General features: G+C 72.3%; 15 protein-coding genes and 2 pseudogenes. 9 read left to right on the plus strand and 8 right to left on the minus strand.

All coding sequences use genetic code 11. The annotated features are described in order from the left end of the window. Positions 1-15 precede the first annotated feature (15 nt). Positions 16-2,563, minus strand: a pseudogene (locus tag OG798_RS21335) (FtsX-like permease family protein). Further along, positions 2,557-3,294 (minus strand): ABC transporter ATP-binding protein, encoded by a 738-nt coding sequence (locus tag OG798_RS21340; RefSeq protein ID WP_121416115.1) that lies wholly within the window; start codon positions 3,292-3,294, stop codon positions 2,557-2,559. Before OG798_RS21340 ends, OG798_RS21335 begins: the two are co-directional and overlap by 7 nt. A gap of 236 nt (positions 3,295-3,530) precedes the next feature. Here OG798_RS21340 and OG798_RS21345 point away from each other — a divergent pair, with 236 nt between their 5' ends. Both OG798_RS21345 and OG798_RS21350 read left to right on the plus strand, forming a co-directional pair. Continuing rightward, a complete protein-coding gene (locus tag OG798_RS21345) occupies positions 3,531-4,796 on the plus strand; it encodes a sensor histidine kinase (RefSeq protein ID WP_121416114.1) in 1,266 nt (421 codons plus the stop codon). Further along, entirely contained in the window at positions 4,769-5,428 is a 660-nt protein-coding gene (locus OG798_RS21350) for a response regulator transcription factor (RefSeq protein WP_328757528.1), read from the plus strand. Before OG798_RS21345 ends, OG798_RS21350 begins: the two co-directional genes overlap by 28 nt. 69 nt (positions 5,429-5,497) lie before the next feature. Here the strand turns inward: OG798_RS21350 and OG798_RS21355 are convergent, their stop codons facing one another. Both OG798_RS21355 and OG798_RS21360 read right to left on the minus strand, forming a co-directional pair. Next, positions 5,498-6,112, minus strand: a complete 615-nt coding sequence (locus tag OG798_RS21355; protein WP_183127335.1) for an arsenate reductase/protein-tyrosine-phosphatase family protein — start codon at positions 6,110-6,112, stop codon at positions 5,498-5,500. Further along, positions 6,109-7,563: a polysaccharide biosynthesis tyrosine autokinase gene (locus OG798_RS21360; RefSeq protein ID WP_183127333.1), complete on the minus strand. Its 1,455-nt coding sequence runs from the start codon at positions 7,561-7,563 to the stop codon at positions 6,109-6,111. Before OG798_RS21360 ends, OG798_RS21355 begins: the two co-directional genes overlap by 4 nt. A gap of 352 nt (positions 7,564-7,915) precedes the next feature. Between OG798_RS21360 and OG798_RS21365 the strand changes: the two genes are divergently transcribed. From OG798_RS21365 to OG798_RS21385, 5 genes are all read left to right on the plus strand, one after another. Continuing rightward, positions 7,916-8,410 (plus strand): hypothetical protein, encoded by a 495-nt coding sequence (locus tag OG798_RS21365; protein WP_121416112.1) that lies wholly within the window; start codon positions 7,916-7,918, stop codon positions 8,408-8,410. Then, the gene (locus tag OG798_RS21370) at positions 8,407-10,293 is read left to right on the plus strand and encodes a DUF4012 domain-containing protein (RefSeq protein WP_328757529.1); all 1,887 of its coding nucleotides are present in this window, start codon (positions 8,407-8,409) and stop codon (positions 10,291-10,293) included. Before OG798_RS21365 ends, OG798_RS21370 begins: the two co-directional genes overlap by 4 nt. Next, on the plus strand, positions 10,286-11,116 hold the full coding sequence (locus OG798_RS21375) for a glutaminyl-peptide cyclotransferase (RefSeq protein ID WP_267061821.1): 831 nt from the start codon (positions 10,286-10,288) through the stop codon (positions 11,114-11,116). Before OG798_RS21370 ends, OG798_RS21375 begins: the two co-directional genes overlap by 8 nt. Positions 11,117-11,334: 218 nt before the next feature. Beyond that, entirely contained in the window at positions 11,335-12,807 is a 1,473-nt protein-coding gene (locus tag OG798_RS21380; RefSeq protein WP_121418483.1) for a sugar transferase, read from the plus strand. Between the two features lie 51 nt (positions 12,808-12,858). Continuing rightward, positions 12,859-14,178, plus strand: a complete 1,320-nt coding sequence (locus OG798_RS21385) for a hypothetical protein (protein WP_328757530.1) — start codon at positions 12,859-12,861, stop codon at positions 14,176-14,178. Here the strand turns inward: OG798_RS21385 and OG798_RS21390 are convergent. Continuing rightward, positions 14,154-16,070: an asparagine synthetase B family protein gene (locus OG798_RS21390; RefSeq protein ID WP_328757531.1), complete on the minus strand. Its 1,917-nt coding sequence runs from the start codon at positions 16,068-16,070 to the stop codon at positions 14,154-14,156. The two genes, OG798_RS21385 and OG798_RS21390, sit on opposite strands and share 25 nt — an antisense overlap. Then, positions 16,070-18,367: a bi-domain-containing oxidoreductase gene (locus tag OG798_RS21395; protein ID WP_267061825.1), complete on the minus strand. Its 2,298-nt coding sequence runs from the start codon at positions 18,365-18,367 to the stop codon at positions 16,070-16,072. The genes OG798_RS21390 and OG798_RS21395 overlap by 1 nt, the downstream gene beginning before the upstream one ends. 262 nt (positions 18,368-18,629) lie before the next feature. Here OG798_RS21395 and wecB point away from each other — a divergent pair, with 262 nt between their 5' ends. Then, positions 18,630-19,958, plus strand: a complete 1,329-nt coding sequence (gene wecB, locus OG798_RS21400; protein ID WP_438948385.1) for a non-hydrolyzing UDP-N-acetylglucosamine 2-epimerase — start codon at positions 18,630-18,632, stop codon at positions 19,956-19,958. Here wecB and wecC read toward each other — a convergent pair. Next, positions 19,860-21,077 (minus strand): annotated as a pseudogene (gene wecC / locus OG798_RS21405) (UDP-N-acetyl-D-mannosamine dehydrogenase); the annotation flags it as partial. The gene wecB and the pseudogene wecC sit on opposite strands and share 99 nt — an antisense overlap. Positions 21,078-21,278: 201 nt before the next feature. Here wecC and OG798_RS21410 point away from each other — a divergent pair. Further along, a complete protein-coding gene (locus OG798_RS21410; protein WP_267061826.1) occupies positions 21,279-22,229 on the plus strand; it encodes an FkbM family methyltransferase in 951 nt (316 codons plus the stop codon). A 49-nt stretch (positions 22,230-22,278) separates the two neighbouring features. Here the strand turns inward: OG798_RS21410 and OG798_RS21415 are convergent, their stop codons facing one another. Further along, on the minus strand, positions 22,279-23,523 hold the full coding sequence (locus OG798_RS21415; RefSeq protein ID WP_267061827.1) for a lipopolysaccharide biosynthesis protein: 1,245 nt from the start codon (positions 23,521-23,523) through the stop codon (positions 22,279-22,281). Positions 23,524-23,646: the final 123 nt, after the last annotated feature.

Raw genomic sequence — 23,646 nt, forward strand, 5'->3', positions numbered from 1 at the left:
GGAGGGCACCGGGCGTCACTCCCGGACACCCGCCAGTTCCACCGCCCGGCGCCGCAGCGCGAGTGCGGCGGGGATGACGGACCAGACGACGGCCGTCACCGCGCAGGCGCCGAGGACCGCACCGGCGGCCGTCCAGGGGATCTCGACCGTGGTCGGGGCCGACAGCAGAGCCAGGGCGCTCCACATGCCCAGCAGGTTGAGCCCCGTGACGAGGAGTCCCAGTACCCCTCCGACCGTGACGACCGTCAGCGCCTCGGCGCCCACCAGCCGGAGCACCTGCCACCGGGTGGCTCCGGCCAGACGCAGCACGGCCAGGTCGCGCACCCGGTCGGAGGTCGCCATGACCATGGTGTCGGCCAGGGAGATGCCGGTGTAGAGGAGGGCGATGCCCAGGACCAGCAGGAGGCCGAGCCGGGTCGTCCGGTTCGTCCCGGGACGACTCCCGCGTACCCACTGGTCCTTGGTGAGGACCTGCCCGCCCGAGCTGTGCACCGCCGCACGCAGTGCGGCAACCACGGCGTGCGCGTCCGCACCGGCGGCGAGGGCGACGTCGACCCGGTCGACGGTCGCGCCCGGGGCGTTGCGCGGAGTGACGTACACGCCGTTGTCACCGGTGCCGGTGGTCATCACCGCGGCGATCCGCAGCGACTTCCTCGTGCCGTCGCCGAGCCACACCCGCACCCGCTGCCCCACCGTATGACGCTGCCACTCCCGGTTGACGATGATGGAGTCGTCGTCGAGGTCGCTCGTCCTGCCGGCCTCGACCGGCAGCCGGGTGGTGGCGGCGAGCGGTCCGGGATCCGCCGCGCGCGCCTCGGACTTGGCCAGTGACACGCCGTCCTCCAGCACATAGACGGCGCTCGACGCGGTCGCGGACACCTCCGCGCCGGACACCTCGCGCAGCCCGCGCAAGGTGGCCGCGTCGAAGCCCGCGCCGCTCGCCGGTGTGACGACGAAGTCGGCGGCCGTCTGCCGGCGCGTCTCGTCGGCCTTCGCCTCGTTCAGGGTCGCGGTCGCGCCCAGCAGCGAGCCGGCCAGGGCGACGGTGACCAGGACCGGCGCCGCGATCGCGGCGGTGCGGCGCACCCCGGCGGCGGCGTTCTCCCGGACCAGCATGCCGCCGGCGCCGGGGAGTTGGGCCGGGAGCCAGGCGATCAGCCGGGTCAGCGGGCGCATCACGACCGGCGCGAGCAGGGCGAAGGCGGTGATCAGCAGCATCGGCCGGCTCACATAGGTCTTCCGGTGCAGCAGTTCGCCCGGGTCGCCGACCAGGGCCAGGACCAGGGTCACGGCGGCGGTCGCCAGCAGGGCCAGGCCGGACAGCCGTCGGCCCCGGGTCATCGCCCCGGTGTCCACCGAGGCCTCGCCCAGCGCCTGGACGGGGGCCGTGCGGCCCGCCCGCCAGGAGGCGGCCACCACACCGCACAGCGCGACGCACGGGCCCGTCCAGAAGGCCAGGTGGTACGGCCAGGTGGCGTCGCCGATGGTGAACCAGCCCGGCGCGAGCCCCCCGTCGACCATCCGTGCGGCCAGCCGTGGGGCACCGTACGCGCCCAGCACGCATCCCGTGGCCGAGGCGAGCACGCCCACCACCAGGGCCTCGGCGAGGACCATCCGGCGGATCTGTCCCGGGGTCGCCCCGGCCGTGCGCAGCAGCCCGAACTCCCGGCGCCGCTGAGCGACCGCGAAGGCGAAGGTCGAGGCCACCACGAAGACCGACACGAACCCGGTGACACCGCCGGCGGTGCCGAACAGGGCGTTCATCGCGGTGAGCGCCTCGCCGTCCCGGTCCGGGTCCGCGTCGGCGTAGCGGCGCGCGTCGCCGGTGAGAACCTGGACACCCGTGCTGCCGCGCACCGCCTCACGCACGGCCACCGCGTCGGCGTCCACGACGAGCTGGACACTGCGGGGCGACAGTGCGGCGGCGCGCTCGTCGACGTAGAAGACGGCGTTCTCGAAGCCGTGTCGGGCGACTGCGCCGCCGACTTGTCCGGTGGCGCCGACCCGATCGGTGGCGCCGGTCCGCCCGGTGGCGCCACCCCGTCCGGTACCGGCCACCCGTACGGTGCCGACCACCCGTACCGTGCCGCGATCGGTCCGTACGCGCTCCCCCGGCTTCGCCCAGTCGCCGCTGACGACCACCCTCGTCGGCCGCCCGGGGCGCGCGTCCCGCGTCGATCTCGTACGGGGCGAACGCGGCGGTGGACCAGGGGTGGCCCACCAGGTCGCCGGGGCCGCCCCGGGCCCGTACGGCGAACGACCGGTCCTCGACGACGGTGCCGAGCTTCTTCAGCTGCGCGACGGCCCCGGCGGGCACCGCACGCGGCTGGGCGAGCCGGTGCACCCGGACGCCGATCGAGGTGGGCACGCGCAGGGTGTCGGCCCCTTTGACCACGACCGGCGCGGCGGCGAACCGCTCGGGTTTCCCGTCGGGCGCGTTCAGCGACGAGGCGAGGGACAGGCCCATCACCGCGATGAGCGCGACGCCCAGCGCGAGCGCGACGAAGCTGCCGACGAAGACGACCCAGCGGGCGCGCAGGGTGCGCAGGGCGACGCTCAGCACGGCGCGGCCTCCAGCTTGGTCATGCGCGCGGCGATGTCCTCGGCGCCGGCACCGGCCACCTCGCCGTCGACCCGTCCGTCGACGAGGAAGACCACGCGGTCGGCGTACGCGGCGGCCACCGGGTCGTGGGTGACCATGACGATCGTCCGGCGTTCGTCGTCGACCATGGCGCGCAGCAGGCTCATTACCTCTCGGCCGGTCCGCGAGTCGAGGGCGCCGGTCGGCTCGTCGCCGAAGAGCACCTCGGGGCGGGTGATCAGGGCGCGGGCCAGGGCGACGCGTTGCTGCTGACCGCCGGACAGCTCCGCCGGCCGGTGCCGCGCCCGGTCGCCCAGGCCGACCTGTTCGAGCACCTCGCGCACCCGGGCCCTGGCGGGGCGGCGGCCCGCGAGCCGCAGGGGCAGCGCCACGTTCTGCTCGGCGGTCAGGGCAGGCAGCAGGTTGAACGCCTGGAAGACGAACCCGATGCGTTCTCGTCGCAAGAGGGTCAGCCTGGTCTCGCTCAGCTTCGTCAGATCGGTCCCGCCCACGGTGACCGAACCCGACGTGGGGCGGTCAAGGCCGGCCGCGCACTGCAGCAGGGTCGACTTGCCCGAGCCGGAAGGGCCCATGACGGCGGTGAAGGTTCCCCTGGGGAGGGCGAGCGAGACCTCGTCGAGTGCCGTCACCACGCCGTCGCCCGCCCCGTACCGCCTGCTGACGGAGTGCAACCGGATCGCGTCGATGTTCATGGCTTCACGAAACCGGGTGGGGGCACCGCGGCGCAGTGTGGCGGAAACGAGACTTGGGGTAGGGCCAGGCATACCCCCGGTCCGCCTCCTGCCCCGATGGCACCGCCCGGGGCGGCCCTTCTACGGTGACGCCCATGCACCCCCGGCCCATGAACCGTCAGTCCATGAACCGTCAGCCCGCGCACCCCCGTCCGGCGAACCCTCCGCCTCCGCGCCCCCGGAACGTCTGGCAGGCCATGCCCCGGTCGGACTTCCTGCTGTCGTCGTGGCCGTGGCGTTCGGCCGGATACCTGCTCACCGGCGTCCTGACCGGCGCTGCCACCCTCGTGGGAATCGTGATCACGGTGGCCGCGGGCAGCGTCCTCGCCCTCGTGCTGGTGGGGCTTCCGCTGCTGCTCCTGGCGGCACTCTCCGGTATCCCGGTGACCTGGGTGGAGCGGCACAGGCTGCGTCTGATCGACCGGGACCCGGCCCCCGACCGGCATCGGGTGCCCGAGGCGGGAGGTCTGCGGTCCTGGCTGACGACGCGGCTGAGAGAGCCGGTGACCTGGCGGGAGTTGGGGTACGCGCTGCTCTTCGCGGGGCTGCTGTGGCCGGTCGACGCCCTTGCGATCACGGTCGCCCTGCTCGCCCCGCTGTCCATGGCCACGACCCCGCTGCTGATGGCCACGGCCGGCGACGGCCGGGAGACCAAGGTGCTCAAGCAGTGGACGGTCACCACCTGGCCGACGGCCTTCGGCACAGCCGTGCTGGGGCTCGTCCTCCTGGCGCTCGGTGCCTACGTCCTGGGGGTCACGGCCGGCGCACGGGCGGAACTGACGCGTGTGCTGATCGCGCCGCGCGAGGGCGACCTGGGGGCGAAGGTCGCGGAACTGGCCCGTTCACGCGTCCGGTTGGTGGACGCCTTCGAGGCGGAGCGGCGGCGCATCGAGCGCGATCTGCACGACGGGGCTCAACAGCGCCTGGTGGCCCTGACGATGACGCTCGGCCTGGCCCGTCTGGACGCACCGCCCGGGCCCCTCGCCGACCAGCTCGCCACGGCCCACGAGGAGGCGGGCAGGGCACTCGCGGAGTTGCGCGAACTCATCCACGGCATCCACCCCAAGGTCCTCACGGACTACGGCCTCCAGGCAGCGGTCGCGGACGCCGCGGACCGCTCCACGGTCCCGGTCGACATCGACGGCCTGGAACTGCCCGGCCGGCTGCCCCGGGCGGTCGAGGCCGCCGCGTACTTCGTGGTCTGCGAAGCCCTCGCCAACGTCGCCAGGCACAGCGGGGCGAGCCGCGCGGCGGTGAGCGGGGAACACCGCGACGGGCGCCTGTTCCTTCAGGTGCGCGACGACGGCCGTGGGGGCGCGGACGCCGAGGCCGGCAGCGGGCTGACCGGACTCGCGGACCGGGTGTCGGTGCTGGATGGCAGACTCTCCCTGTCCAGTCCGCGGGGCGGACCGACCCTGTTGCGTGTGGAGTTTCCTTGCGAACGGACCGATCCCTCCGCGTAGTTCTGGCCGAGGACAGCGTGTTGCTGCGGGAGGGCCTCGTCGGCCTGCTCACCCGCTGCGGCCACGAGGTGGTCGCGGCCGTCGGGGACGCCACGGCTCTGGTCGCCGCGGTCGAGGAGCACACACCCGACATCGTCGTGACGGACGTACGCATGCCCCCCGCGTTCGAGGACGAGGGGCTGCACGCGGCGGTGCGACTGCGCGAGAAGCGGCCCACGCTGCCGGTCCTGGTGCTCAGCCAGTACGTGCAGCGGACGTACGCCTCGGAACTGCTGGACACCGGCGACGGATCGGGGATCGGCTATCTGCTGAAGGACCGGGTGGGGCAGGTCGAGGAGTTCGTGGACGCCCTGTGCGAGGTCGCGGACGGCGGCACGGTCGTCGACCCCGAAGTCGTACGCCAACTGCTGCGCCGCCGCCGCGACCCGCTGGAGCGGCTCACCCCGCGTGAGCATGAGGTCCTGGCGCTGATCGCGGAGGGCAGGTCGAACGGCGCGATCGCCCGCGAACTGGTGGTGTCCGAGGCGGCCGTGGGCAAACACATCGGCAGCATCCTCGCCAAGTTGGACCTCCCTCCGGCCGACGCGACCCATCGCAGGGTGCTGGCGGTCCTGGCCTATCTACGCGCGTGACGGCCCCATGCGGCCGAGGCCGATCGACGACACTTCGAGCCCGCTGTTTCCCGGTTCACGCTTCTTCGCTCAGAGGCTCGCTCCGCCGCTCAGCAACCGGGCGAGCGTGCTCACCGTCCCGTCGATCTCGCGGGCGCACTCGTACAGCACGGAGTGGGGCCTCCCCCACGGGTCCGAGATGTCGTCCTCGGCCGCCGGGACCGGGGCGACGGCACCCCGACGGCCGGCGGCGGCCGCGACCACGACGTCGAAACCGCCCACGACCGGCGGGACCTGCCCATCCGATACGTCGCCACGCGTGGTCGCCGCACCTTCCCCGCCCCGCACCGTGTCGACTCCCCCCACAGCGAGACGTACGAACTCCTTCAGGGTGAAGCAGCGCCGCAGCGCCGTCGGCACGAGCCGTACGGCGGCCTCCCGGTGTTCGTGCGCGAGCCCGAGGACCAGCGCTGCTTCCGCGACGAGCTGTGCGCTGAGCGGGCGGGCCACGAAGTCGGAGCCGTCACCGCCCAGTTCCTCCAGCACCGACCTGGTGGAGGCCTCCATGCCGGACCAGGGCCGGGCCTGCGTTCCGGCGCTCTTCGACCGGACGGCCGAACCGGGCGGAAGCCTCGCGGCCAGCAGCCGTTCGGCGAGCACCGAGCGGTGCACGTTGCCCGTGCAGACGAACAGGACCTGGGTCATTTCTCGCCCGCGAGACGTGCCGCCGCGGCGGCCTCCTTCCGGGGGTCCGCCACACGAGGAGCGGGCAGCTCGCCGTACGACCCGTAGGTGCCGTAGCGACTGCCCCGAGGCGCCAGAGCCATGTTGAAGACGGTGCCGAGGATGCGGACACTCACGCGGTCCAGCGATTCCGCGGCGGTGCGGACCTGTTCCCGGCTGGTCTTCGCGGCGCGCACGACGAGCAGTGCGCCCTGGGCGAAGGAGGCGAGTCCGAGAGTGTCGGCGACCGGCAGCAGCGGCGCGGTGTCGACGATCACGACCTCGTAGGTGTCCGCCAGTTCGCGCAGTACCTCTCCCATGCGCGCCGAGGCGAGCAGCTCCGTGGGATTCGGCGGTACGGCACCGCTGGCGAGAACCGAGAGCCGACCGCCGGCCTGCTGCATCACGTCCTCGATACGGGCCTGTCCGATGAGCACGGTGGTCAGACCGGCGTCCTGGACGAGACCGAAGGTCGAGGCCACGCACGGTCGGCGCAGGTCGCCGTCCACGAGGCAGGTGGAGAGACCTGCCTCGGCGAGCGAGAGGGCGAGGTTCACCGCGGTGTTGGTCTTGCCCTCACCAGGCACCGAACTTGTCACCGCGATGATCCGGGGCGGCTCGTCGACCTGCGAGAACTGCAGGTTGGTACGCAGCTTGCGGAAGGCCTCGGCACGCTGGGAGTGCCCGTCGGCGCTGACGAGCGGTTGCTTGGGGACGTTCCTGTCGTACGGGATGGTGCCGAGGCCCGGCAGCGCGGTGAACTCGCCCAGCGCCTCGCCGGTCTTGAGCGTGGTGTCGAGGGTCTCGCGCAGGGCGACGAGTCCGGCACCGAGCAGCAGGCCGCCGAGCACTCCTGCGGCCAGGTTCAGCAGCGGGCGGGGCGAGACCGGGCCGACGGGGGCGACGGCTTCCTGGGTGACGCCCAGGGAGACGGGCGAGGTGCCGTCGCCCGTACGGGGGCTCTGTCCTGACCGCTCCGAGCCGGGCGCGCGCTTGGGCGCCTCCAGTCGTTCGACGACCGCGCTGAACCGCTGCGCCACGGCGTTGGCGATGCGCGCCGCACGCTTGGGCTCGGTGTCCCGGACGGTGATGTCGATGAGCACGGTGTTGAGCGGGGCGACGGCGGTGATCCGCGACGCCAGTTCCTCCGGCGTGGTGCGCAGTCGCAGCTCCTGCACCACGGGCCGGGTCACCTGACGGGTGGTCACGATCGCGGCGTACGACTGAACGCGCGCCTGCGAGAAGCTCTGCCCCTGGTTCATCTGGGCGGTGTCGTCGCCGGTGCGGGTGGCGACGAAGAGCTGGGTCCTCGCCTCGTAGACGGGTGTGCTCAAGCTCGTCGCGGCGAGCGCCGCCCCGGTCGCGAGAAGAAGACAGACCACGACGGTCGGCCAGCGACTGGCAAGAGCCTTCAGGAATCCGTGGAGATCCAAGCTGCACCCCTCATGGGACCGAGGGAACCGCCCGAAATAGAACGCTCTGTTCCCTATGTACGCATCCGACGATAGGGACTCGCGCGCGCCAACAGGGGGAGCCACCCCTGTGTCGGCCCGCCGAACGTGGGCCGATCGGGAAGCGAGCACTCCACCATCCGGTGGCTTCTGCCCTGCATCAGGCCAGTCGGCGACTGTATATCCCATTTATTCCATGTATCTAGATGTTGGTACCCAGATCTTGCTCACGGCCGACGCTGCGGCTTGGCCCGGACTGAAGTCGAGGAGAGTGAAGAAGATGACGGCATCGCCCAGATGGCGGGTTGCTCTGGCATCGGCAGGATCCGCTGCCGTGCTCGTCGCGGCACCGCTGGTAGGGGCGCAGACCGCCCATGCGCAGTACCCGCCACCGCCCCCGAGCCTCACCCTCAGCCGCACCACGCTGCCCGCCGGAGGTGCACTGACCTTCGTCGGCACCGGCTTCGCCGCCAGGCAGCTGGTCACCGCGTCGCTGTTCTCGAAGGAAGTCGTCCTGGGCAGGTACAGGGCGACCAGGACAGGAGTCGTCACAGGCAAGGTGACCATCCCCAGTCGCACCGTGCTGGGCGGCCACACGTTCAAACTGACCGCCCGCCACCCCAATCTGACGCTTTCCGTCGGCATCAACCTGCCGGGCAAGCTCGGTCTGCCCGGCAGTCAACCCGGCGGCTCGGGGAACCCCCATCACCGTGCGAACCTCGCGGAAACAGGCAGCGAAAAGGCCCTGGCACTGGGCGGCACCGCGGCGGGGCTGATCGCGGCGGGCGGGGGCACGATGCTGGCCGTGCGCCGTCGCCGCAGTTCATGACGGAGCAGGACATCGGCACGGCGGAACCAAGGCGTCCCGGCCCCGGCCGAGACGCCTTCCGCATGCGCAGGCCCGACCGCTCCCGCGAGGGGGCATCGGGCCGCCGGCGCGTCCTCAGGAACACCCTGCTTGCCGCCGCGGCGCTCCCCCTGGCCGGCGCCGTCTGGATCGGTGTCACCGGACTGCTCGCCCGTTCGGAGTTGATCGCGGCCGAGCGGGACCTCGACGCGCTGCGGCAGTCGGTGGCACCCGTGCCCGGTGCCGCCTCCGGTGCCGTGCCCACCTCCGCCCAGGAGCGGGAACGGGAGCTGCGTTCCGCGGCCGCCCACGCCGCTCGGGCGCATCGCCTCACCACCGGCCCCGCCTGGTACCCCGCAGCCGCGCTCCCCTTCCTCGGCGGCCCGGTCAGGACCGTGCGCGGGGCCGCCCACGCGGCCGACCGACTGACCGGCGATGTGCTGTCCCCGCTGATGCGAGCCCTGCCACCGGCCACGCCGGACAGCCGCGGTGACGGGATGTCCGAGGCCCTCATGACCTTGCAGAAGCACGCGCCGGAAGTCGTCCGGGCCGCCCGGGCCGCGGCCGAGGTGCAGGCCGACGTGCACGAGCTGCCCCGGTCCACCTGGTTGCCGGCGGCCGACCGGGCCCGGGCCGGGCTCGCGCAGCAGGTCGACCGCCTCGGCCCGGTGATGACCGACGCCTCCCTGGCGGCCCGCGTCCTGCCGCCCCTGCTCGGCACTCAAGGGGAACGGCGTTATTTCCTCGCGTTCCAGAACATCGCCGAGGCGCGCGGTACCGGGGGCGTTCCGGGGGCTTTCGCCGTGCTGTCGGCCGACCGGGGCCATCTGTCCTTCGAACGCTTCGGCAACAACACCGAGATGGCCACGGCGAAGACGGACCTCGACCTGGGAGCCGACTTCACGGCCCGCTACCAGGGCAGCGAGCCCACCCGCGTGTGGGCCAACTCCAACATGAGCCCGCACTTCCCCTACGCGGCCCGCATCTGGGCCTCGGCGTGGCACGAACACACCGGCGAGCGCGTGGACGGCGTGTTCGCCGTCGACCCCGCCACGCTGAGCCGTCTGCTGCGCGTCACCGGCCCGGCCCGCATGGCGGGCGGCACCGAGCTCACCGCCGACAACGTCGTGGACCTCACCGAACGGGCCAGCTACGCGATGTACGACGACGTCGCTCGGCGCAAGGCGTTCTTCGTCGAGGCGGCCCGCGCCGCCGCCGGGCCCCTGATCTCCGTGACCGGCGACATGCGCCGGCTGCCCGCTCTGCTCGTCGCCCTGAACGACGCCCAGCGGGACGGACGGCTGAAGGTGTGGAGCGCGCATGCGGCGGAGCAACGTCTCATCGAGCCGCGCTCCTACTCGGGCGCGCTCCCGGAGACTCCCGGCCCCTTCGCGGGGCTGGTGGTGAACAACGCGGCCGGCTCCAAACTGGACTACTACCTCGACCGGAGCCTGGTCTGGGAAGCGAACGGCTGCTCCCACGGCGAGCGCCCGGTCACCGCGACCGTGACCCTGACCAACCGGGCCCCCGTCTCCGGGCTGCCCGGTTACGTCACCCTGCGGGAGGACTCCCCGCCCTACCGCACCCGGCCGGGTGACAACCGGCTCCTGGTGTCGTACTACGCGGGCGTCGGCGCCGCCCTGACCGGCGCCACCCTGGACGGCCGCCCGGCACAGCTCGCGCCCGGCGTCGAACGCGGCCACTCCGTGTACACGCTGGACCTGGAGCTGCCCGCCCACTCCAGCCGCACGCTGGTGCTGCACCTGCTGGAGCCGCACGCGGACCGCGCCCCGGTCCTTCTGCGGCAGTCCCTGGTGACGCCCCTGCGAGCCACCCTGAAACCGGGCGGTGCCTGCCGTGTCTGAGCGCTCGCGCCGCACCGGGGCGGTGCTCCTGGGCGTGCTGCTGCTCGCGTCGTGCGCCACGGGAGAGCGCGCCCCGGACGATCCGGCGGGCGGGGCCGCGGGTGGGCGGCGGGTCGCCGCGCACCGGGTCGAGCACCTGCGGGTCAAGGTGCTCAAGACCTTTCCGCACGACCCGCAGGCGTTCACCCAGGGACTCGAGATGGCCGGCGACACGCTCTACGAAGGCACCGGCATCTCCGGCCGGTCCTCGGTACGGGCAGGGCCTTTGGGCAAGAAGCCCGCGGTCCGCACGGCACTCCCCGCGCCCTTGTTCGGCGAGGGCATCACCGTGCTCGGCCGAACCCTGTGGCAGCTCACCTGGCGGAACCGGACCGCCATCGAGCGCGACGCCAGGACACTCAAGGAACTGCGTCGCGTCCCGTACCAGGACGACGGCTGGGGCGTGTGCCTCGAGCGAGCCCGGCACCGGCTGGTGACCAGCGACGGATCGTCACGGCTGACGTTCCGTGACCCCAGGTCGCTCGCGAAGACGGGCGAGGTCGCCGTGACCGAAGCAGGCCGGCCGCTGACGGAGCTGAACGAGTTGGAGTGCGTCGGTGCCGCCGTGTATGCGAACGTGCTCTTCACCGACCGGATCGTGCGCATCGATCCCGTCACCGGAGCGGTGACAGCGAGCATCGACGCCTCGGGCCTGCTGCGCGACGACGAACTCGTCCCGGGGGCCGCGCTGAACGGTATCGCGGCGGTCCCCGGCACCCGGCAGTTCCTGATCACCGGGAAGTTCTGGCCCAGAATGTTCCGTGTCGCGCTGGCCCCGGCCTGATGGACGGGCCGCCCCGCACACCTTGTCATTACCCTCCTGGGCCCCCTCGCCTCCCGGCCCGAGCCGTCTGCATATGCACGAGGCATGCGGCTCTGCTCATCGGGTGAGAGTTGCCCGCGGCCCAGCGTCGCACCCCGCCGTTCACCGGGCAGCCGTTCACACTCGGATAGTCCTTTTTTGATGCGCTTGGAGGGCGAATGTGGCTGTTCGGGGAGACGATGCCCCACGTACCAGTGGCAAGACCTGCGCAGACACGGGTCATCCGGGAGCAGCCGCCGACCGGCCGCCGCGTCGGCAAGCCCGTCTGGTACGCGCCGGCCGCCGTCATCGGCGACGTGACCTGCGCCGCCGTGCCGGTGTATCTGGCCTTCGCGCTGACCGGCGGCAGGCAGGCCGCGGCCTACGCGATGGTGGCGGCCGCGGCATGGCTGCTCGTGCGCGGCGCACGGGACCGCTACGGCGAGCGCCGTCTCGGTGAGTGCGACAACATCGGCCCCGCGGTGCAGGACTGGCTGGTGCTGATCGGACTGCTCGCGGTGGTACGGGCTGCGACGGGCGAGGAGTCCCCGTTCCTCCTTGCGCTGGCCGCCCTGGTGCCCTGCGCCCCGACGAGCGCCGCCGTACGGAATCTGATCCACCGTCATCTGGTCGCCCGGCGCCGCGACGGCCGGGCCGTCCGCAGGGCCCTGGTGATCGGGGAGGCCAACGCTGTCGACGGTCTGGTGAGCCACCTCGCGAAGCGGACCGACCACGAGTTCGTCGTCGTCGGGGTGTGCCCGATCGGCGACGAGGACCCGCACACACTGGCCCCGGTCGCCACCCGTATCGGCCGGCAGGCACCGCCTCGCCCGTCGGCCGACTCCGCCCCGGTACTGGATGCGGCCCGGCGGCTCCACGCGGACGTGGTCCTCGTCGTGCCGGGGCCGTACATGAACGGAACGCGCCTGCGGAGGCTGTCGTGGGCCCTGCACGGCGAGGAGTGCCCGCTCGTGGTCGTACCGGGTCTGACCGAGGTCGCCGGGCGCCGGGTGGGCGTTCTCTCCGTGGCCGGGCTCACCATGCTGGCCGTGGCCCCGCCCCTGAGGCGGGGGGTTGCGACGCTGCTCAAGTCGGTGACGGACCGGCTGGGCGCGGCGCTGCTGATCGTGCTGCTCGCCCCGGTGTTCGCGGCGGTGGCCCTCGCCGTACGGATGGACTCCCCGGGCCCCGCCGTGCACCGGCAGACGCGCGTCGGACGCGGCGGAAAACCGTTCACCATGGCCAAGTTCCGCACCATGGTCGTCGACGCGGAGCGGCTGAGGCATCAGCTGACCGGGACCAACGAGCAGGACGGCCGCATGTTCAAGATCCGCCGTGATCCGCGGATCACCCGCGTCGGCCGGGTGCTGCGCCGCTCCTCCCTGGACGAACTGCCCCAGCTGTTCAACGTGGTGCGGGGACACATGTCCCTGGTCGGTCCGCGACCGCCGCTGCCCGACGAGGCCGCCGGTTACGACGAGGTGGAGCGGCGCCGGCTGGCCGTCAAGCCGGGACTCACCGGTCTGTGGCAGGTCAGCGGCCGCTCGGACCTCTCCTGGGACGAGACGGTCGCCCTGGACCTCAGGTACGTGGACAACTGGTCCCCGTCGGGGGACCTCGAGGTGCTGTGCCGGACCGTGGGCGCTGTCGTGGCGGGCAGGGGCGCCTACTGAGCAACCGCCCGACCCCGCCACCACGCCCGACAGCACCGACGACATCCCCTGATGTCCACCGCATCCACCAGCACCGGCACCAGCACCGGCGATCCCCCTGGAGGGCTCATGCCGCCCGGATCCCCCACCGACCACTCACCCCGGGACCGCTTCGGACCTGACCACCACGCCCCGGGGGACCACCTCGGCTCGCCGCTGGAGGCCATGGACGTACTGGCCCTGGCGGACCGGCTCTTCCGGTGGGCCGACGCCCGCGACTGGGCGGGTCCGGACCCGTACGACGGGCTGACCGGCCCGCTGGGACGGCTGGCCGTGCACCCTGTGCTTCGGCAGGTGCTCCTGCAGACCGTCAAACGCAGCCGGATCGACCTGCGTCCTGTCCTGGGCATTCACCCGCTGCGCACCGCGACGGCCGCCGGAACCGCGGCCGGTGCCTGCGCCAGGCTCTCGGCCTCCCCCGTGTGGCGCAGGCGCGCCCTGCGACTGGGCCGGTCGGCGGCCGCCGAGCAGTTGTCCGGGCGCTACGCCGGGCTGTGGCGTTACGAGTTCGATGTGCAGACCCGCTGGGCGTACTACCCCGCCTCCCTCCCGAACCTCGTGGCCACCACCTTCTGCGCGGACGGCTGTCTGGACACCGGGACGCTCGGCGACGAGTCGGTGCGCACCCTCGCTCAGGGGCTCCTGGAACACCTGCACAACGGCACGTTCTTCACCTACACACCCGCCAGTGACGTCCTCGTCCACAACGCCAACCTCATGGGTGCCGCGCTCGCCGGCCGCCTGGCATGCATCGGGACGCTGCCCGGCGAACTGGCGGACCGCCTGGTCGATGCCGCCCGCGGTGCCGTCGAGGTGAGCCTGAACGCTCAGCGCCCCGACGGCTCATGGCCCTACGGGCGGGGCCCGCGGCTGGGCTGGGTGGACGGCTTCCACACGGGGTACGTGCTGCTGCGCCTCGAACAGGCGGGAACGCTGCTCGACGTTGACGTCCGGCGCCCCCTCGAACGGGGAGTGGACCACTACCTGCGGCACCTGTTCGACGGCCCCCTGCCCCGCTACTTCGCGGACGGCCGGAGCAGACGGGACCCGAACAACGACGCGACGGCGGTACGGATGGCGGCGTGGGCGGCCCATCACGGTTTCGTCCGGACCGACTTCCCCCGGGCCGTGCTGGCCGCCGTCGTGGACCGCTACCCCGGTCTCGGCGCGGACACACGGGCCGGCGGCTCCCCGCGGAACAGGTCCCTGTGGGAGTCGCCCCGGTGGAGCGCCGCTCCCCTGCTGGACGCCCTGACCGCCCTCCACGCCGTCCTGCCGGGCGGCCGACACCCCGCCACCCCGGCCGCTCAGCCGACGACGGCCGCCTCGTAGCCCGACAGGACGTCCGCGGTCCGCCCCGCGCCTCCCGCCCCTCCCGTCGCGTTTCGCTCCCACCACACGGCCGCGCAGAACAGCCCGAACACGGCGAGCCCCCGGTCCCGCCGGCCCCGGACGTGTTCGGCGACGAGCCGGTCGGCGGTCCGCCGGTCGAAGACGTCGTCGAACAGCGGGGAGCGCCGTACCTCGGCCCACAGACGGTCACCGTGCGCGCGCAGCAGCGACCGCACCGGCGCCCCGAACCCCGTCTTGGAGCGCCTGGCGACGAACTCCGGCACACCGGACGCCACCGCCGCCGCGCGGAAGCGCGCCTTGCCGTCGCCGAGCCGCAGCTGATCCTCCGCGACGGCGCCGAGGGCGGCGGCCACCACCGGCTCCCCCAGGAACGGCACCCGCAGCTCGACGCTCGCCCGCATCGACGCGCGGTCGCCGTACAGCAGGTTCAGCCCAGGCAGGAACAGTCGCCGGTCGCACTCCGCCAGCGCCGCGAGGGGCGTCCCGCCCGCGTCCAACACGCCGCCCGCCACCTCGCGATGCCGCTCGGTGACCGCCTCCAGGTCGACGAACGGCGACAGCGCCGCCCACTCCCGCCCCGAGTAGTACGCCTGAGTCGCCCACGACCAGTCGCGGGGGCCGAGCTGGAGCAGCCGCCCGAACTTGTCGGCACGGCCCCGGTAGCGCCGGGGTCCGGGAACCACGGTGGTGGCGCCGAGGGCGGGGCGCGCCCACGCGGGAAGCCGTTGCAGCAGCAGCACGGCCTGGTAGCGCTCGTAGCCGAGGAAGAGTTCCTCGACGCCGAGCCCCGACAGCAGCACGGTCGCCTCCCCGCAGGCGGCGCGGGAGAGCTGCATGAGGGTGATGGCGGCCGGGTCCCCGAATGGGAGCTCCATGGCGCTGACCAGCTCCGGGATCCGGCGCAGTACGTCGACGTCCAGGTCGACCCACGTCAGCGGCAGGCCCAGCCATCGGGCGACCCGGGCGGCGTAGGGGGCGTCGTCCTCGAACGGCTCCGCGGTCGGCGCCGTGGTGCGCACTCTGGCGGCGAAGGCGGGTCCGGCAAAGCCCTGCCTGCTCATCTCCACGCCCAGCCAGGTGCTGTCGAGCCCTCCGCTCAGCAACAGCCCCACCGTCACGTCCGCGCGCACCTGCCGGGCGACCGACGCCCGGACCGCGGCACCGATGTCCTCGGTGGGCATCGCGGCACCGGCCCACCACCAGGGTGACGCCGCGTCATAGCCGGGAGCGCGCCGGGACAGCGCCGTCCCGGCCGGTACGGCACGAACGCGCTGCCAGCCGGTCCGCGGCGGCGGCGTCCACAGAAACATGGCGCCCTGCGCCACCGCGACGGGGTCGGCGTCGCCGGTCAGCCCGGCTGCCCGCAGCGGTTCGATCTCGCTGGCGAGCGCGACCGTGCGGCCCGCCGCGTCCACCGCCGCGTACAGCGGTTTGATGCCCAGCCGGTCGCGCCCGTAGCGAAGCTCGCCGTCGGGCAGGAGGAGGGCGAAGGCGAACATGCCGTCCACCTGGTCGAGCAGCCGCGGTGCGTCCGGCTGCAGCAGCAGTTCGTAGAGGACCTCGGTGTCGCCCTCGGTCGTGAACGTCACCTGCCGCTTCCGCAGCACCTCGCGCAGGTACAAGGCGTTGTAGATCTCGCCGTTGTAGACCATCACGCCCCGCTTCGGGGATCCGAAGGGCTGGTCGCTCCTCGGATCGAGGTCCACGACGGCCAGGCGGCGGAAGTGCAGCGCCGCATGCCAATTGCCACCGCGGAGGTCCAGGTGTCCGCTCGCGTCGGGGCCGCGGTGCGCGAGCGCCCCGCACGGGTCCCCGTGCGACGGCGGCAGATGGCGCGCGGTGTGGTTCAGCAGGACGACGAAACCGCACATCAGCGCGCCGCCGTGGTCGAGGAAGAACCACCGGCCGGGTACGCGGCCTGCCCACCCGGTTTCGGCACGGCGCCCGCAGCGCCTGGACCGGGCGGCGGACACCCCAGCGCCCTGGCCAGAGCCGGTGTGCGGGGGGCGGTCCCCACGACGCCGTCCTCCGTGAGCGAGCGGACCGCACGGCAGGCGACGAGGGAACTCCACAGCGCCGAGGCGAAGTCGGCGGCGGCAGCGGTCTCCGCGCCGAGGGGCTCGCCCCGGACGAGGCGGACGAGGGAGTGCATCTCGGCCGCGTGTCCCTTCGGGCCGCCCCGGTACTTCGTCGTGACCGCCCTGCCCCCCTTCCACACGGTGAGCGAACGGAAGTCGTCGATTCTGGCCGCCACCCGGTCGGTGGCCACTTCCAGGAGTTCCTTGGGCGCGCCGGGCGGCGTCAGCCCCCCGTACACGATGGAGGCAGCCGACCCGTCGTCGTAGGTGATCTGCAGGGTGAGGCTCTGCGCGGCGGCGGGGTCCCGCGTATCCACGCCGACCGCCCGTACACCGACCGGCCTGCCGGGGACCAGGAAGCCCGCGGTGTCGATGAAGTGGCACACCTCGCCGAGCAGCCGGCCACCCTGCCCGGGGTCGAAGTACCAGTGGTCGGCCGGGAGCCGGCCCGCGAACACCCGGTGGACGACCTGGAGGGGCGCGCCCGCGGGGAGCGCGGCGCGAAGGTCCCGCACCGAGGGGGCGAACCGCCGGTTGAACCCCGCCATCGCCGGGGCGCCGGAGATCAGCCAGGCGTCCGCGACCTCCTCCAACTCCGTCTCCGTCAGGCCCAGCGGCTTCTCGCAGTACAGGGCGGCACCCCCGCGCAGCACCCGCGCCGCATACCGGCCGTGGCTGTCATGGCGGCTGAGCACCATCACGCAGTCCGCGTCGCCCGAGGCGAGGCCGGTGTCGACGCTCTCGGCCACGGTACGAAAACCCCACCGTCGGCCCTGGTGCGCGGCGGACAGCCCCCGTCCGCCGGCGACCCACGAGAACGCGACGCCGGGTTCCCGTTCCAGCTCGGGGAAGAGCATCCGCGTGGCGAAGTTGCCCGCGCCGATCGCCGCGAGCCGCAAGGTGCCGCGGGGGGCGGTCCAGGTGCGGGAGCCCGCCTCCGAAGCCGGCCGGGACGGGAGCTGCGCGGTCGCGGAGTAGCGCAGCAGCAGGGCGACGCTGCGTCCGGCGGTCGACGGCTTCAGCGCCTCGTACGCGCCGGCCGCGTCCTCGACGGCGAAGACCCGCGGCTTGAGCCGGGCGAAGTCCACCGCGCCCGCCGCCAGGAGCCGCAGCACCTCGGCGAGGTTGCGCCGTTCCGTCCATGGGACATAGCCCTCCGGGTACGGATGCCCGTCCTCTTCGAAGCGGGCGTCGTACCGGCCGGGGCCGTAGGACCGCGCATAACGGATCGTCAATTCCTTGTGGTAGTAGGACGACCGTGGCGGTGCGACGTTGACGTCACCGACGACCACCACGGTGGCGCGGTCACGGGCGAGGAGGCCGGCGAACTCGACGGGGTCGGAGCTGGACGTGGCGGCGGTGATGAGCACCGCGTCCGCGTCGGCGCCTGCCCAGTGCCGGGAGACGGCGCCGGGCAGGCCGACCGCCTCCCGCGGGAAGGCCACAAGGCCCGCCGACTCGGCGAGCGCCACCATGGCGGGGTCGGGATCGATGCCCACCCCGTCGTATCCGTAGGCGCGCAGCAGTTGGAGCGTGATCTGGCCGACCAGGCCGAGGCCGATGACGGCGATCCGTGAGCCCGACACCACCTCGGCCTGGTGGATGCCCTGAAGTGCGATCGCGCCGACCGTGGCGAAGGCGGCCCATTGGGTGTCCACGCCGTCCGGCACAGGGACGACAAGGTTGCGGGGCACGGCGACGATCTCCGCGTGCGACGCGTAGCGGGCTCCGGCGGCAGCCACCCGCATCCCGGGGCGGATGTCGTCGACCCCCTCGCCCGTCCGCAGGACCGTGCCCGCGCAGGAGTACCCGAGCTGCACCGGACGGTCCAGGCGGTCCTGGACCGTCCGGTAGGTCTCGACGAGGCCCGTTCGCTTCACGCTGTCGAGCACCTGCGCCACCTGGTCGGGCCGGTGCCGCGCCTTGCCGAGCAGGCTCTGCGCGCCGGTCGAGACAGTGGCCCGTTCCGTACCCGCGCTGATGAGCGACCAGTCGTTGCGGATCACCACCACACCGGCGGCTGCTTCGGGGGCGGGAATTTCTCCGACCGTGATGGCGCCGGTGCGCGGGGACAGGAGGACTGTTTTCATTTCCTGCCTTTACGGGAGGGATCGCGGCCCAGCGCACTGTAGGGAGGGCACATCAGCGGCACATGCGCTTCTCCCGCGGAACGGACCAGACGGACGAACATCTCCATACGGCCGGGTGAACATGCCACCGGCATGATGGGCGTTGTCGCGGAATGCCGATTCCCTGGTGCCCGGCGAGCCCTTCTTTCGCTCCGGGGAACTACGGCCACCGGTGGGTGCCACCCCGGCAGCGGTCCGGTGCCCGCCCGGAAGGAGAATTCGGGTGAAGCGACTGATGGTCGTCTACGGAACGAGACCGGAGGCCATCAAAATGGCCCCGGTCATCGAGGCACTCGACCGGTCCCCGATATTCCGGCCGACGGTGACGGTGACCGCCCAGCACCGTGGACTGCTCGACCAGGTCCACTCGTTGTTCGGCATCCGAGCCGACCACGATCTCGACATCCTCAGCGAGCGCCAGTCCCTCGCCGACATCACCGTGCGTGTCCTCGACGGGCTGTGTCCGCTGCTACGGCGCGAGCGCCCGGAGGCGGTGCTGGTCCAGGGGGACACCACGACCGCGTTCGCCGGGGCCCTCGCCGCCTTCTACAGCCAGGTCCCGGTGGTCCACCTGGAGGCGGGACTGCGCACCGGCGACCGGTACTCGCCGTTCCCCGAGGAGATCAACCGCCGGCTCGCGACCCAGCTGGCATCCCTGCATCTGGCGCCCACCCCTCACGCGCGGGACAACCTGCTGCGGGACGGCGTCCCCCCGTCGTCCGTCGTGGTCACCGGAAACACGGTCATCGACGCCCTGCTCTGGGCGGTCGGGCGCCAGGCGCACTACGGGGACCCGGCCCTGGCCGACCTCGACGACACCGCCCGCCGGGTCCTGCTGGTGACGGCCCATCGCCGGGAGTCGTGGGGAGGCGGAATGGAGTCCATCGGCAGTGCCCTCGCCGATCTGGCGCGTGCCGAGCCCGACCTCCTCATCGTGCTCCCGCTGCACCCCAATCCGGTCGTACGGGCGGCGATCCTGCCCCAGGTCGCCCACATCGGCAGCATCCGCCTGACGGAACCGCTGGCCTACGGGGCGTTCGCCCGGCTGATGAACCGTGCGCACATCATCCTGACCGACAGCGGAGGCATCCAGGAGGAGGGGCCGGGTCTCGGCAAGCCCGTGCTGGTCATACGGGACACCACGGAGCGCCCGGAGGCCCTGCGGGCCGGGACGAGCCGCCTGGTGGGAACCGACCGCGAGCACATCGTGAAGCAGGTACGCCTGCTGCTGCACGACCGTGCGACGTACGCGGCCATGGCGAAGGCGGTGAACCCGTACGGCGACGGGCACGCCGCGGACCGGACCGTACGGGCGATCGGGCACTGGATGGGCCTGTGCGGGCGCCCTGCGGAGTTCGGCGACGCGCCGGACTCCGCAGGTGACTTCGCGTCAGCTCCAGATGCCGCGGGTGTCGAAGACGGCCTTGCCGCGCAGTGCGGTCCGTTTGACGCCGCGGAAGGCGTCGTGGTCCACGAGCAGTACGACGACATCGGCGTCCCTGACCGCGGTGGTGACGTCGACGAGTTCGGCCACGCCCGTGTGCGCCAGTGAGTCCGGCAGTTCCCTGATGTGCGGCTCCGCGACCAGCAGCCGGCCGAGCTGACGCTCGGCCAGTTGGGTGACGATGTGCAGGGCGGGGCTCTCCCGGAGGTCGTCGATGTTCGCCTTGAAGGCCAGACCGAGGCAGGCGATCACCGGGTCCTTGAACCGGCCGGCCGTCCGGACGACCTCGCCGAGCACATAGTCGGGCCGCTCGTCGTTGACCTCGCGGGCGAGCCGGATGAGACGCGACTGCCGGGGCGCGGTGCCGACGATGAACCAGGGATCAATGGCGATGCAGTGCCCGCCGACACCCGGTCCCGGGCGCAGGATGTCGACCCGCGGGTGACGGTTGGCCAGGGCGATGACGTCGCCCGCGTCGATGCCGACGTGGTCGCAGACCATGGACAGTTCGTTGGCGAAAGCGATGTTGACGTCCCGGAAGGCGTTCTCGCTGAGCTTGGCCATCTCCGCCGTCGTGGCGTCGGTGAGCAGGCACTCCCCCTTGGCGAACACCTCGTAGAGCGTGCGCGCCCGCTCGGCGCAGCCCTCGCCCACACCTCCGACGACCCGGTCGTTGGTCACGATCTCGATCATCGTCCGGCCCGGCAGGACACGTTCCGGGCAGTGGGCGACCCGTACGTCGGGCGCGTCGCCCGCTTCGTGGGGGAAGGTCAGGTCGGGGCGGTGCTTGCCCAGCCACCGGGACAGCTCCACGGTGGTGCCGGGCGGTGAGGTCGACTCGAGGATGACGAGGTCACCCGCCTTGAGCACCGTCGCCACCGACGCCACCGCGTCGCGCACGTACGACAGGTCCGCCGTACGGTCCTCCTGGAGCGGCGTGGGGACGGCGATGATGAAGGCATCGGCGGGCTCGGGCGCGCCGGTCGCCCGCAGTCGGCCCATGGCCACAGCCCCGCTGACGGCCACCGCCAGATCCGGTTCGACGAAGGGGGCACGGCCGGCGTTGATGAGTTCGACGGTGGCGGGGTTGACGTCGACACCGACGACATCGATGCCATGGGTGGCAAGGGCGGCAGCGGTGGGAAGGCCGATGTAGCCGAGGCCGACGACGCAGACGGCGGAGAACACCTGAAGGAATTCCTTTCGGTGGGCGATCCAGCTCGTCATCGTGTCAGAACGGTTTCTCTCCGGGGTATGTGAAAGACCGACATGTCACCGATCGGCCGCTGTTCCACACGTTCCCACTCCGCCGAATGCGTGAATCGATTTTATCCGCCCGCCAACTTCGGTAACCGTGATCCTGCCCATGGATACGTTGCGCCTATGAGTCGCACCGAGGTGGGAAACCGCGAAAACCACGCAGGCAATGTGACGGAATACCGTGCGCACCGCAAGAGGTCCCGCAGGGTCACGGTGCGCGGGGGCGTCGGGCCCCATCTCCAGGCAGTCGCCGTGGAGTTGCTCGCTCGAGCCGCCAGACCAGTCCGCCATCGGGGTGTCCAGCGCCTGACCTGGATGCTGTCGAAGTACTTCGACACGAACAACCGGGTCACCATCCGGATCGGCGAGGAATCACGGCTGCACGTGCACCTCGACGACGGCTACTGGACGAAGCTGCTGGATCCCGGTTTCGTCTATGAACCGGAGATCGGGGACATGCTCGACAGGGTGCTCACATCCGAGGCGATCTTCCTGGACTGTGGCGCCAACATCGGCTTCTGGTCGGTGCTGACGCGCCATCGGGCCCGGCGCGTCGTGGCGGTGGAAGCGAGCCCGGAGACCTTCCACCGGCTGACGGACAACATCGCCCTGAACGGCGGGGGCGTCGCGCTCGTCCACGCGGCTCTGTGGGGTCACGACGATGTCTCGCTCTCGATCGTCGGCCACCATCTGTGCCATGCGGCGGCGTCCGTGTGTGAAAGGGACGGCGACATCGGCCGCAACGGCTGGCGGTCCTTCGACGTCGCATCACTGACCCTCGACACGCTCGTAGAACGACACTGTGCGGGGCTGACGGGACCCGTGGTGGTCAAGCTGGACGTGGAAGGCGCCGAGATCCCCGCCGTCGAGGGCGCGAGGAAGACCCTCTCCGAACGAGACGTCGTCTTCCTGTTCGAGGACCACGGCCAGGACCCCACCTGCAAGGTCAGCCGCCATCTGATGGACATGGGCATGGTGGTCATGTCACCCGGCAGGCGCCGCCCCCTGGAGATCCGCGAGATCGCCGCGCTCAAGATCGATCCCACCCGGGGGTACAACTTCGCCGCCTGTCGGCCAGATGCTCCCTTCGTCGAGTCCCTGGCCCGCCCCCGACCCTGAGAGTCCCGGTCGCCGTCGTCGGCGGCGGGGGGCACCGCGCTCGGTCCCGTCAACCGTCGGCGGTGTCCCGGGCCGACGCACCGCCCTGCACCGGCACGGCGTCCACGCCGGGCCGTGCTGCCGGCGACCGCCTCGTCGTGCGGGACAAGATGATCCACACGGTGAAGACGGTGTAACCCACCGCGCAGGCGAGGGCGGCGGCAACCGGCCCCGCCCCGCCGCACAGGAACACGGCGGTGAACTCGAACGCCGCGGCTGCTACGGCAATCACCGCCAAGGTTCTGCGCCGTCCGGTGTCACGGAGCTCGACCCCCTGGAAGAGCCGCCCCACCGCCAGCACACCGGTGGCCGGCACCAGGAGGAGAATCGCGGGCTGAGCCGCCCGATAGGCCTCACCGTAGACAAGGGGCAGCGCGAAGTAGGCCAACGGGGTGCAGGCCCCGACACAAAGGGCGAGCAGCAGCAAAATCCTCCGCAAGTCGACCGGATGGCCCGGCCGCCCCCGCGAAACGAGAGGAAAGAGGGCCGCGGGGAGGTAGCTGACGACCTCCGAGACATTGGTGGCGATGGCGTAGATCCCGAGGGTCCTGTCCGCCCCCACCACGGAGAGCCCCATCTGGTCGGAACGCTGCAGGACGTACGTGGACCCGTTGAGGACATGGAGATCCACGTTGCCCTGGCACCAGATGAGAGCCATGCTCCGGCGCCACGCCGCCCTGTCCCGTCCATGCCGGGCGAGGTGAAGCAGCGATCCCCTGGCCTGCTCGAGACGGAACAGGAGAACGGAGTTCAGCACCGCCTGTGCCACGAACGACACAGTGGCCACCTCCAGGGCCGAGGTGAACCCGAGGGGCACGCAGAGCAGGCAGCCGAGGACCGGTCCGCAGTTCCCAAGGGTCCGTGTCACGATCAACCGACGGAGCCGACCGCTGCTCACCAGCATCCCGGTCGTCAGCCTGAACACCAGTCCCCCGTAGACGGCGGCGGTGGCACAGGGCGCAAGAAGCCACAACGGCTGCAACCAAGGGGGCGTCCAATCGCCCACCGCTCGGGCGGCGGCGGCCACCGACGCGGAGGCCAGGAGCGTCCAGGCGAGATATCCGGCGGAGAACGACGTCCCTTCCTTCCGCGTCTCCCCAAGGCCTCTGAGGACCCCCACCTCACCGCCCATCTCGAGACACGTCAAGGCAAGGGTCAGGAACACCACGATGGACGCGTAGTGGCCCCGCTCGGTCGGCGCGAGCAGCCGCGCCACCAGAAGTGAGCCCAGAAGCGCGGTGACCGCTCCGCCCACCACTCCGAGAAAGGCCAGCGAGGCCTCTCCGCGGAGCGACGCCGGGACTCGCGACGCAGGGATGCCCTTCGTCCCCCTCCGCGTCATGGGCCGTCCGGACTCTGGGACCTGACGCGCCGCCGA

It is taken from the genome of Streptomyces sp. NBC_00271, assembly GCF_036178845.1.
GTDB lineage: Bacteria > Actinomycetota > Actinomycetes > Streptomycetales > Streptomycetaceae > Streptomyces.

Excerpts from the sequence above, each read along its gene's own strand:
- OG798_RS21340 (WP_121416115.1), bottom strand. The coding sequence starts at position 3,294 with ATGAACATCGACGCGATCCGGTTGCACTCCGTCAGCAGGCGGTACGGG.
- OG798_RS21345 (WP_121416114.1), top strand. The coding sequence starts at position 3,531 with ATGCCCCGGTCGGACTTCCTGCTGTCGTCGTGGCCGTGGCGTTCGGCC.
- OG798_RS21355 (WP_183127335.1), bottom strand. The coding sequence starts at position 6,112 with ATGACCCAGGTCCTGTTCGTCTGCACGGGCAACGTGCACCGCTCGGTG.
- OG798_RS21370 (WP_328757529.1), top strand. The coding sequence starts at position 8,407 with ATGACGGAGCAGGACATCGGCACGGCGGAACCAAGGCGTCCCGGCCCC.
- OG798_RS21380 (WP_121418483.1), top strand. The coding sequence starts at position 11,335 with ATGCCCCACGTACCAGTGGCAAGACCTGCGCAGACACGGGTCATCCGG.
- OG798_RS21385 (WP_328757530.1), top strand. The coding sequence starts at position 12,859 with ATGTCCACCGCATCCACCAGCACCGGCACCAGCACCGGCGATCCCCCT.
- OG798_RS21390 (WP_328757531.1), bottom strand. The coding sequence starts at position 16,070 with ATGTGCGGTTTCGTCGTCCTGCTGAACCACACCGCGCGCCATCTGCCG.
- OG798_RS21395 (WP_267061825.1), bottom strand. The coding sequence starts at position 18,367 with ATGAAAACAGTCCTCCTGTCCCCGCGCACCGGCGCCATCACGGTCGGA.